The organism is Nitrospirota bacterium, assembly GCA_030684575.1.
Classification (GTDB): Bacteria; Nitrospirota; Nitrospiria; order Nitrospirales; family Nitrospiraceae; genus Palsa-1315.
Window position 1 is genome coordinate 341877 of the sequence record JAUXVD010000003.1, and the last position, 11426, is coordinate 353302.

Annotated in this window: 9 protein-coding genes; all 9 read left to right on the forward strand. The window is 57.4% G+C overall.

Features of this window, described 5'->3' with window-relative positions:
- The first annotated feature begins 313 nt into the window (after nt 1-313).
- The 9 genes from Q8N00_01880 (at nt 314) to Q8N00_01920 (ending at nt 11425) form a co-directional block, all read left to right on the forward strand.
- The gene (locus tag Q8N00_01880) at nt 314-796 is read left to right on the forward strand and encodes a putative colanic acid biosynthesis acetyltransferase (GenBank protein MDP2381533.1); all 483 of its coding nucleotides are present in this window, start codon (nt 314-316) and stop codon (nt 794-796) included.
- A complete protein-coding gene (locus tag Q8N00_01885) occupies nt 793-1431 on the forward strand; it encodes a methyltransferase domain-containing protein (protein MDP2381534.1) in 639 nt (212 codons plus the stop codon). The genes Q8N00_01880 and Q8N00_01885 overlap by 4 nt, the downstream gene beginning before the upstream one ends.
- A gap of 2 nt (nt 1432-1433) precedes the next feature.
- Entirely contained in the window at nt 1434-2264 is an 831-nt protein-coding gene (locus Q8N00_01890) for a glycosyltransferase family 2 protein (protein MDP2381535.1), read from the forward strand.
- Between the two features lie 424 nt (nt 2265-2688).
- Nucleotides 2689-3960 carry a glycosyltransferase family 4 protein gene (locus tag Q8N00_01895; protein ID MDP2381536.1) on the forward strand — a complete coding sequence of 424 codons (1272 nt, stop codon included), beginning with the start codon at nt 2689-2691 and terminating at the stop codon, nt 3958-3960.
- On the forward strand, nt 3960-4871 hold the full coding sequence (locus Q8N00_01900; GenBank protein MDP2381537.1) for a hypothetical protein: 912 nt from the start codon (nt 3960-3962) through the stop codon (nt 4869-4871). The genes Q8N00_01895 and Q8N00_01900 overlap by 1 nt, the downstream gene beginning before the upstream one ends.
- Nucleotides 4872-5125: 254 nt before the next feature.
- On the forward strand, nt 5126-6769 hold the full coding sequence (gene xrtD, locus Q8N00_01905; protein ID MDP2381538.1) for a VPLPA-CTERM-specific exosortase XrtD: 1644 nt from the start codon (nt 5126-5128) through the stop codon (nt 6767-6769).
- A gap of 12 nt (nt 6770-6781) precedes the next feature.
- Nucleotides 6782-8410: an MraY family glycosyltransferase gene (locus Q8N00_01910; protein MDP2381539.1), complete on the forward strand. Its 1629-nt coding sequence runs from the start codon at nt 6782-6784 to the stop codon at nt 8408-8410.
- Nucleotides 8411-8438: 28 nt separating this feature from the next.
- Nucleotides 8439-10826, forward strand: a complete 2388-nt coding sequence (locus Q8N00_01915; GenBank protein MDP2381540.1) for a tetratricopeptide repeat protein — start codon at nt 8439-8441, stop codon at nt 10824-10826.
- Complete coding sequence (locus Q8N00_01920; GenBank protein MDP2381541.1) at nt 10823-11425, forward strand: polysaccharide biosynthesis/export family protein; 603 nt, start codon at nt 10823-10825, stop codon at nt 11423-11425. The genes Q8N00_01915 and Q8N00_01920 overlap by 4 nt, the downstream gene beginning before the upstream one ends.
- Nucleotide 11426 lies beyond the last annotated feature (1 nt).

The following is an 11426-nucleotide window of genomic DNA, read 5'->3' on the forward strand; positions in this document are numbered from 1 at the left end:
CGATACGGTGCGAGTCCGATTGTAAAACGACACGGGCGGAGCGATCAACTTAACAAGCAGTACCTAGCATGTTGTCGTGCGACGAGACTAGTTCACAAAGACAGGAACCATTCTATGGGTTGCGCTGGGCTAAACAAAAACATGACAAGCTGGTACGTGTGGAGCCTACGGCACGATGATCGATGCTGCTGAGGCCACAGTAATGAATAGGAAATTCCCGGCAAGAGACGATTCGACCTTCGGAACGATGGCGCATTCTGATTGCCCCTCTCCGCATTCCTATCTCAATCGGGTTGGCAGAGTTGCGTGGGGAATGGTTTGGTTGCTGTTATTTCGTCCCAGCCCTCGACCGTTTCATGCCTGGCGACGGTGGCTACTGCGATTGTTCGGCGCGAAGGTGGAGCAAGGGGCGCATCCCTATCCCTCAGCCAGAATCTGGGCCCCCTGGAACTTGACCATGAGGGAGGGTAGCTGTCTTGGTGACCATGTGGATTGTTATGACGTCAATCAGGTGATCCTTGAACCCTACGCAACGGTCAGTCAATACGCGTTCCTCTGTACAGCCAGTCACGACTATACGTTGAGTGACATGCCGGTCATCTCGTCCCCGATCAGGATCGGGCGTCGGGTATGGGTGGCTGCGGACGCGTTCGTCGGGCCCGGTGTGACGATCGGCGAGGGGGCCGTGGTCGGCGCCCGTGCGAGCGTCTTTCGAAACGTCGATCCCTGGACAGTCGTAGGCGGGAACCCCGCCCGCATCATCAAAAAATATGAATTGCAGCAGGAAGAGTCATGACGGAAACAGCGGTCGATATCTCCGGCTACACCTACGAAGACCCGGAACTGAACGCGTCGCATGATTATCTCGTGCCGGCGCTCTTGGACGATCTTGCGGCGCTGCGGCTTCCCAGGGATCACACACCTGTATTCGAGCTGGGGTGCGGAAATGGATCAGTCGCGGACGTGTTGACGCGACAGGGCTATCAAATCACCGGTGTCGATGCGTCCGCCCAAGGCATCGAGCAGGCCAAGCGGCGCTATCCCCATTTGAATCTACAACTCGGATCGGCCTACGACTCTCTGGCCGATACCTATGGAAGGTTCCCGGTGGTGGTGAGCTTGGAGGTCGTCGAACATCTCTACGCCCCGCGGGTGTTTGCGCGCACGCTGTTCGATCTTGTGGAACCGGCTGGAACCGTAATCGTCTCGACGCCGTATCATGGTTACTGGAAGAACCTCGCCATGGCATTGACCGGCAAGCTAGACCATCACTTCACCGCATTGTGGGATCATGGGCACATTAAGTTCTGGTCAATAGGGACGATAAGTATATTACTCCAGGAAGCCGGATTTCATTCCATCACGTTTCGTCGGGTAGGGCGTGTGCCCGCGCTGGCTAAATCCATGATCGCGATCGCGAAAAAGTCATAACTATGAGCGTGTCGATTCTCATCCTGACATTGAATGAGGAAGCCAATCTGCCGGAATGCCTTCAATCCATAAAATGGTCCGACGACATTGTGGTGCTGGATTCCTTCAGCAATGATCGCACGGTCAAGATTGCCGAGGGCATGGGCGCGCGTGTGGTGCAGCGACGCTTCGACAATTGGTCTGCCCATCAGAACTGGGCGCTCGCAGAGATCCAGTTCAAACATCCCTGGGTCTTTTATCTCGATGCCGACGAACGGATGACGGAAGAGCTGAAGGAGGAGCTGGTTTCTATAGCGGCAGATTCGAATCGGGTCGACGTCGCCTACTACTGTGGCCGCCGGAATATGTTCATGGGACGCTGGATCAGGCATGCCATGCCGCCCGGGATGATCATGCGGATGTTCCAGCCTCGCCACGTGCGATTTGAACGGTTGGTGAACCCGATTCCCGCCATCGACGGCTCGCATGGCTACTTGCGGGGCATGCTGGTCCACTACAACTTCAGTAAAGGTTTGACCGAGTGGTTCGACAAGCACAACAAGTATTCTCTGCTCGAAGCGATGGAGGGGCACAAGATCCGGCATGGCGCCACCGGACCTCCTCCGTCACTCTTGTCTCGAGATCCGGCTGCAAGACGGATTGCGCTCAAATACCTGTCTTTCCGCCTTCCCTTCCGTCCCGGCTTGAAATTTATCTATATGTATATCTGGAATCGCGGATTTCTTGATGGTCGCCCTGGTTTCATCTACTGCGTTCTTCAAGCCATTTACGAGTATATGATCGTGGTTAAAATGATTGAATTACAGCGTAAGAAAGTAGGTTGTTCCGTCTAACCATCCGGTGAACGAAAAGTTCCTTCCCTCCATCTGCCCGTTCATTGCAGGAGGCCAAAAGGCTGGCGTACGTTCGCCATTGGCCATCCTGCAAAATCCATTGCGTCAGCACGGGAACCCCCATTTCCCATTTTCTCTGGCCCCAACACTACCTGTGCAACGTCCTGTGAGCACAAGACGATTCCGGAAGCGTTTTCGCCGACTGGGACTTGGGCGTCATGGCGTCGCGACCGCAATCATACTTCAACGCTCATTTAACGTTGGCTTAATACAAACTTGAGCTTGGCGATGCCATCGCGTGACCTGCCAGCAGTAAACTCCAAAGCCTGAAGGATCTCTAGATTTGATGCACGCGCGACTCGCCTGAGTCGGTCGACCTGAACCTAGAAGCGGTGTATGGACGAAGAGGCAACGGGAGAAGAACATGAAAACTATCTTCATCAATCGTTATTTTTCCCCCGACCACTCCGCGACGAGTCAGCTCCTCAGCGATCTGGCCTTCGACCTTGCCTCCCGGGGTCAGGACATTCACGTGATTACCGGCGGGCAACTCTATACCGACCCCCAGGCCTCGCTTCTCTCCGAGGAAGTGATCAGCGGGGTGAAGGTCCACCGGGTGCGCACATCGCGGTTCGGCCGCGCCCGTCTGTGGGGACGGATGCTCGACTATCTGACCTTTTACCTCGGCGCGACCTGGCGGTTGCTCCGTTCGATCAAGCCGGGCGATGTGGTGGTGGCCAAAACCGATCCCCCGATGATGTCGGTCTGTGCCGGGTGGGCGGCAACCATGAAGAAGGGCATTCTGGTCAATTGGGTTCAGGACCTGTTTCCTGAAGTGGCCACCTCGCTGGATGTCTACGGAGTGCGCTTTGCCGCACCGATGCTGAAACGATTGCGCAACAGGTCGCTCCAGCAGGGTCGGTCGAACGTCGTGCTAGGGACAATCATGGCCCAACGTCTGCGGGATGAAGGGGTCCCGTCCGATCAGATCACGGTGATCGAGAACTGGGCAGACGGCGACCTCATTCAGCCGGTTCCCAAGGAAGCCAATCCGCTGCTGCGCGAATGGGGATTGAAAGGGAAGTTCGTCTTGGGTTATTCCGGCAATATGGGACATGTCCACGAGTTCAAGACCATGATCGATGCGGCGGAGCGATTGAAAGAGGAGACCGACATCGCCTTCGTATTTATCGGCGCCGGCATCGCGCGTCCATGGCTCGAAGCGGAAGTCGCGGAGAGGGGCCTGCCGAACGTGCAGTTCCGCCCCTACCAGCCGGCCGATCGTTTGCGCTGGAGCCTGAGTGTGCCGGATGTCCATTTCATTTCGTTGAGACCGACGCTGGAAGGAATGATTGTGCCGAGCAAGTTCTATGGCATTGCCGCCGCTGGACGGCCGGTGATTCATGTCGGCGATCCCGATGGAGAGATCGCCCGTATCCTGGAGCGCGAACAATGCGGGTGGAGTTTCTGTATCGGTGAAGTCGGTCCCATCGTGGATTGCATTCGAGAGCTGTCGTATAGCCGTAACAAGGTGACCGAGGCTGGCCAGCGCGCGCGCCGCGCGTTCGATCGGCAGTATGCCCGTATTCATGCGCTGCAGACCTGGCGGACGCTTCTGGAATCCGTGTCCGTTCCCGTTTCCCGCTTCGAGCCAAAAGCCGAACCGGCATTGCTGGTCGTGGCTGGAAAAGAATAATGCGTCGGCAGAAGATCACGCTGCTTGTGCTGATCTTGCTCGGTGTGGCCGCTGCTTTGATCTTGCTGTCTCGCACTCCCTCTCCGATTGAACAGACGGCTGTGGCCGCGGTCCCGCGTCCGTTCGTCGTGTTCGACGCCACGCTCTTTAAGAATAAGCCCTCACTCGCGGCCTACCACGTCAGGCCCCTCACAATTCTGTATGAGTCGCGCCTATTTGTCGCGAACCAGCCACCGACCGCCGTGCCTTCCGAAGTCATTGTGCGGTCTCTCGCGTATGAGCTGCGTGCGTCGACGGACCCGGTAGTCCTTGACATCGAGCGATGGCCGCTCACAGGAGATGGTGTGGCGGTGGCATCGACTGTGGCCAAGTATCTCTCCGTGCTCTCGTGGGTCAAGGGCGAGGCACCCGCCGTTCGATTCGGACTCTATGGCGCAGTCCCGATACCGGACTATTGGCGTGCATCCAGTGGTCCGATCAGTCCTCAATTCCTGGCCTGGCGCAAGGACAATGATCGACTGGCTCAGATCGTCGATCACGTCGATGCGCTGTATCCATCGATCTACACATTCTATCCAGACCGCCAGGTCTGGGTTGCCTATGCCAAGGCACAAATCGCGGAGGCCCGCCGTCTTGCAAAAGGCAAGCCTGTCTATGGTTTTCTTTGGCCGCTGTATCATAATCAAGGCAATGAGTCACTCGGTCCACGGCCGATCGAACCGGACTATTGGGACCTGCAATTGACCACGATGGCGCAACATGCGGATGGCGTCGTGATCTGGGGAGGGTCGGGAGATCACGGACCGGAACCATGGAATGAAGAGGCCCCCTGGTGGCAGGTGACAAAACGGTTCATGCAGCGACTCGACCCCTCTTCTCTCACTCCTCCTACCGACGTCAGGGCCCAATAGTATGGTGAAGCGGTTTATTTCATAGCACTATTTCGGCCTGGCCTCGATCAATCTTCGTCGCCGCATACGATCCAGAGCCCTCCGATTCACCCCTGTATCCCCCGGACCTGTTTTAACATTTTGTTAACACAAACTTGATATTGGCGATGCCATCGCTCTACCGGTGAACGATAGACTGGGTCTCCTACACATCGCCTAGTTCCTATGTTATGTGAGGGGTCGTCCGGTGGACGAGCCCTATTGAGAGGACCCGGATGAAGAGTCACCCCACAACGTTCGAAGCCCCGCTGCCTTCTGTTTCCGTGATGTCTCAGACTCGACTGCTGGTGGGCATGAGCGCTTGGGTCTTCTGGGGCGTGCTGGCCGTTGTGCTGGCAGCTCTGGGCTATCTCTACGCAGACAGCCTGGGCGTGCTGGCGCAGTCCTGGTTGGAAGATGACAATTACAGTCATGGGCCGTTCATTCCGCTGATCTCGCTGTACCTGATTTGGCTTCGACGGAATCAGTTGCATATTGTCGAGCGACGTGGCGCCTGGTGGGGGCTCCCGATAACCGCAGTAGGACTCATTGTGTATGTCGTCGGCGAGTTTGCCTCCATGCATGCGGTGGTCCAGCTCTCGTTATGGGTTGTGATCGTGGGGTTGCTGACGTGCGTTATCGGACTGTCCGGGATCCGCCTGCTGGCCTTTCCCTTGCTGTACCTTCTCGCCGCCATTCCGATGCCGGAGTTTCTGCAGGGGGAACTGTCCAATCGTCTCCAGTTGTGGTCTTCGGCCTTGGGGATCGGATGTCTCCAATTCATCGGAGTCATGGCCTACCGGGAAGGCAACGTAATCGATCTGGGGCCGATACAACTGCAAGTCGTCGAGGCCTGCAGCGGACTCCGGTATCTGTTCCCCCTCACGGCCCTCACCTTGCTCGTGGCCTATCTCTATCGAGAATCCCTCTGGAAGCGGGTGCTGCTTGTGCTGTCCAGTATTCCCATCTCGATACTCCTCAACGGTTTCCGGATCGGCACCATCGGCCTGTTAGTCGAGACCTATGGCAAGAGTGCGGCAGACGGCTTCAGCCATTTCTTTGAGGGTTGGATCTTCTTCGTGGCAAGTTTAGGCCTGCTCTGTGCCGAGATGTGGCTCTTGTCCCGCGTTGGGTCGACCTCACCAAGGCGTCCATTTAGCGAATTGATCGGCCCTCCCTCAGTGAAGGCGGGTGGATCGGAGAGGACACATGCAGACGCATCGGCTGATCGCGTGTCTCCCGCTCCTCTGCTGGCGGGAGGCGTCTTGCTCATAGTGGCGGTCTTGGCTGCTCCATCAGTCGCCCCGCACGAGTTTCCTGCTCCTGCGCGGCAGTCGTTGCTCGACTTTCCCTTGCAGCTCGGTGAATGGGCCGGCGTTTCTTCTGTCATGGAGCGACAGTACCTCGACGCCTTGCAATTGGACGATTACGTGCTTGCGGACTACAGCGCGGGGGAGAAGGTTCCAGTCAACCTGTACGTGGCCTATTATCGCTCGCCGAAAAAAGGCCGCTCGTCGCATTCCCCCCGGCAGTGTATTCCCGGCGGGGGCTGGGAGATTACCTCCTTCGAGCCGTTGAGGCTGGACCAGCGGTTAGACATGGCCAAGGCGTTGGAGGTCAATCGTCTGGTGATTCAGAAGGGCGGCCAGAAACAGATTGTGTACTACTGGTTCAAACAACGTGATCGCTGGTTCACCAGCGAGTATGGCGTGAAATTTTATCTTTTTTGGGATTCCTTGACCCGCCACAGGGCAGACGGCGCGCTCGTGCGTCTCGTGTCCGGCGTCAATGCCGGCGAGACGGAGGCCAGAGTCGATGCGCGTCTACAGACCATGGCCGGTCTCGTGACACCGCTGTTAGACCGTTATGTTCCAGATTAAGGAATGACGGATATGGGCACGGCGATATTTTTCAGCTTCATGGGATCGTTGATCATCTGTATGGCATTGATTCCGGCGTTGACGGCGTCAGCCTGGCGGCTCCAGTTCGTCGATATTCCCCGCGAACGGCATGCCCATGACGCGCCGATCGCGAAAGTCGGAGGTATCGCGTTTGCGGTCGCGACCTTTGCTGCAGTTTTGTTGTGGTCGCCCAAGGAACAGTTGATTTTGATCAGTCTGCTTGGCGGCGCGGTCATTCTTCTTTTCGGCATGTGGGATGACCGGATCGGTCTCAACCATCGCATGAAGTTTTGCGGGCAAATGCTGGCTGCAGCGATTGTCGTCGGGTTGGCGGGTGTTCGTCTGACAACAGTACCCTTCATGGATGAGACCCTGCTTCCCTTCTGGTTAGCCGTTCCACTCACTGTTCTGGTGATCGTGGGAGTGACGAATGCCGTCAACCTGGCGGACGGACTCGATGGTTTGGCCGGCGGGTTGTCCTTGCTCAGCTTTGCGGGCATTGCCTACCTCGCGTACCAGGCGAACGAGCCGCTGCTGGTGCTGTTGATGGTATCGGTCCTGGGAGGGCTGTTGGGATTTCTCCGCTTCAACACCTATCCGGCCAAGATCTTCATGGGCGATGCCGGGAGCCAGTTTCTGGGCCACTATCTGGCTGTGGCCGCTATTTTGCTGACCGATTCCGGCAGGACGCTCTACAGCCCCTTGCTGGCGCTGTTTATTTGGGGCGTGCCCCTGCTGGATACGATCGGGGTGATGGGGCAACGTTTGTTGGAAGGCCGGTCCCCGTTCATCGGCGATCGCAACCACATCCATCACAAGTTGCTGGCCAGAGGGTTGACCCATGGACAAGCCGTCACGGTGATCTACCTCGCTCATGGCGCGATGGTGAGTTGCGCCTATTTATTACGGTGGCAGTCGGATGCCGTCCTATTGGGTATCTACCTCTTCTGTGCCGCGGCGATTCTCTCCATGTTCGTTCGATCGCGCCAGCCGACGACGTTGGCGATCAAGCCCACAAAAACGAACGGCTCCACACAAGCAACGGACCAACGATCGCAGGTCCGAATTGGAGTATGGGCACTTGCGGCGATTCAAGTGGCAGTGCCTCTCTATCTCATCGCATCGGTGGCGATGCCGAGGGAGATTCCCTGGGACGCCGGGATGATCGCTGCGGGATTGCTGGTAGCCCTGTTAGGTTCAATGGCGGCAGGCCGCGGAACGCCATGGGCCGTGCGGATGGGTTTGTATGTCGGGAGCACCTGCCTGATGTATTACAGCGAAATCTCCCCGCGCCTTTCCGGCCCCGAGATGATGACGCCCGTCAATATCGGGTTCGTGATCTTAGCGGGACTCGTCGTGTTGACCATTCGATTTGCCGGGGAGGACCGGTTTCAAACGACGCCGTTGGACTACTTGATTGTTTTATTGGCCGTCGTGATGCCGTTCTTGCCGGACATGACTGCGGGCGAAGTGCCGGTCAGTCTTCTTGCGGCAAAACTGATTGTGTTGTTCTTTTCATTTGAGCTGCTGCTCCATATCTATGCTTCAGCGGCCACCCGCTTGGGTTGGGTTTCTGCCTGGATGTTGGGCGGGTTGGTGTTACGAGCCTGGTGGTTATGATCGGATCGTGGAAGGGGAGGCAGATGTCATGAAACAGGGGATAGCTCTCGTACTGGTCGTTCTGATGATGAGCGGGACTCTCGGCTGCGGGGGTCCCGAAGAGCACAAAACCAAATATCGCTTACGCGCGCAAGAATATTTTGAGCAGGGCAATTTCCCCAAAGCCCGCGTGGCGATTCGAAACGTCCTGAAGATCGATCCCAAAGACGTCGAAGCCTATTTCCTCTATGCACAAGTGGAGGAAAAGGAGCGCAATTGGCGCAACGCCCTGGCAGGGTATCAACAGGTCGTGGAATTGAGTCCGGAGCATAATCGCGCATTGATTAAACTGGCCAAATTTTATCTGGAGGCGCGCGCCCTTGAGCAGGTGACCCAAATCACGGACCGGATTCTGGCGAAGGCGCCAAACCATGTTCCTGCGCAGGCGTTGCAAATCGCTGTGACGGCGGTCACCGGCAAGCTCGATGAGGCCATCGGTCGAGCCGAGCAGTTGATCGCAGCGGCGCCGGCCGACACCGATGCCGTGCTGCTCATTGCTTCGCTCTATACCGCCAATCAACGAGGGGAGGAGGCGGTGCCGCTGCTTAGGCGATCCCTGGAGACTCAGCCAGGCAATCTCGAACTGCTCGATGCTCTGTCCTCGACTTTGATCAAGCAGGGCCATATGGACGAAGCGGCGGCGACGCTGCAGCAGATTACTGAGCTGGAGCCGACGGTTCTGAATCACCGGTGGCGACAGGCAGCGGTTTACGATCAACAACAGCGATACGACAAAGCCGAAGCCGTGCTCAAGGAAACGGTGCAACTCGACCCTGAGGATGAAACACGCCGATTGGCGCTTGTCGAATATGTGGCCAAGCGCCGTGGAGTCGAGCAGGCGGAATTGTCTCTGCTTGAGGCGCGCAAGGCATTGCCGCGTGCCGGCAAACTCTGGTTTGCCCTTGCGAATCTCTATGAATCGACTCAACGGACGGATAAAGCCCGCGAGACCTATCAGGCGATTCAGAAAGAGTATCAAAAGAAACCCGAAGGGCTTGAGGCGCAGGTCAAACTCGCCGGGCTCGATTGGGCAGCGGGTAAGACGGACGAGGCGGAGCGGCAGCTTCAAGACGTGTTGAAGGAAAATGCCCGATCGACGGATGCCTTGCTCTTGCGGGGAAAGATCGCTTTGCAGCGCGGGAACGGTAAGGACGCCACACAGGATTTCCGGTCCGTACTGAAGGACCAGCCTGAGTCGGCTGACGGGCATCTGTTGCTTGCGCGAGCCTACTTGATGACGGGTGAAACGACGCTCGCCCGCGAGAGTTTGGGTGGAGCGCTCAGCTTGAAGCCGGCGTTGATGGAAGCCCAGCTGATGCTGGCGGGACTGGATGCGTCCGTTGGACATACCAAAGAAGCACGAGAACGCTTGGAGCCGCTCGTCGCTCGCAATCCCGGTAACGTCACCCTGTTAGGCATGATGTTTCAGTTGCAGACACAGGAGAAGGATTGGGGACAGAGTCAGGAGACGTTGACGAAACTGAGAACAGCCGGTGCGGACCAGACAGCCGCTGATTTAGCGGAGGGGCATGTCGCCTTGGCCCAACAGCAATGGGACAAGGCGGAAGCCGCCTATTCCCGAGCCGCCGAGCAACGGCCACTCGCACCGGAACCGCTCCTGGCCCTGGTGCAGCTTGGGATCAAGCGTGGACAGGTTGCTCAGGTGCAATCTCGACTTGAAGCATTGATAGCGGCCCATCCCGATCATCCCTTCGCGGATGGATTTTTTGGCGAGCTGTTGCTGACGAGGGGAGATACCGCTGCGGCCATCGCGCATTTTGAGGCTGCGGCGCGTCTGAATCCGAAATGGAGTACCCCTTGGGTTCACCTGGCCCGCTATCACTACGCGGGAAAACGCCTGACGGAGGGGGACGAGTTCCTGCGCAAAGGGCTTCAAGAGAGCCCGGACAATGAACAGATGCGCTTGCTGTTGGCGGTGAGTCTCGATGCGCAGCGCCGGTTCGACGAGGCCATTGCCCATTACGAGACGGTGTTAAAGACGAGTCCGAAGTCGATGCTGGCGGCGAACAATCTCGCAGCGACATTGATCGATCACAAAAGCGATTCGAAAAGTCTTGAGCGAGCTCTGACGCTGAGCCGGGCCTTTGAGTCGCAGACGCCGAATCCCTATCTGCTCGATACCTTGGGGTGGGCACATTATAAGCTGGACCATGGGAACGATGCGGTGCGCTTGCTGAAGCAAGCCACGGCCTTGGCACCGGACCATCCGGTGCTGAACTACCATCTTGGCGCGGCACTATCGAAGTCTGGACATCCTGGCGATGCGCTCGTGTATTTGAAAAAGGCGGTGGCGGCAGGAACCCCGTTTGAGGGATTGGACGCAGCCAAAGCATTGCTGGCGGAGGTGGCGGGATGAGAGCGTTTCTCCAAAATATGTTGGCGCAGGGGTTTGTCAGTGGGGCGATCGTCATAGGAGGACTCTGTCTGTTCGGAAACAACCAGGTCTTCGCGGCAGAGACGGCGGTCGCCGAACCCAGCTACCTGCTCGGCCCGGAAGACGTGCTGAAGGTCGCGGTGTGGAAGGATGAACAGCTCACGCAGGAAACGGTGGTGCGCCCCGACGGGATGATCACCTTCCCGCTCATTGGAGACGTGTCCGCAACGGGCCGTACAGCAGAGGATGTGCGCCTAGAAATTGCGAAACGGCTGAGCAAGTTTCTCCCGAATCCCAATGTCACGGTCTCTGTGCTCAAAGTGCTGAGTAACCGCATCTATGTGCTCGGGCGAGTGAACAAGCCCGGAGAGTATCTGGTCGGCCACTACACCGATGTGTTGCAAGCGTTGAGTATGGCAGGAGGCCTCACGCCCTATGCATCTGAGAACGACATCAAGATCATGCGGCGTGGCGGAGCCAATCAGCAGGTCTTTCATTTCAGATATGGAGATATGCAGAAGGAGAAAGACCTGAGGCAGAATATTTTGTTGCAGCGTGGCGACGTGGTGATGGTGCCGTGAC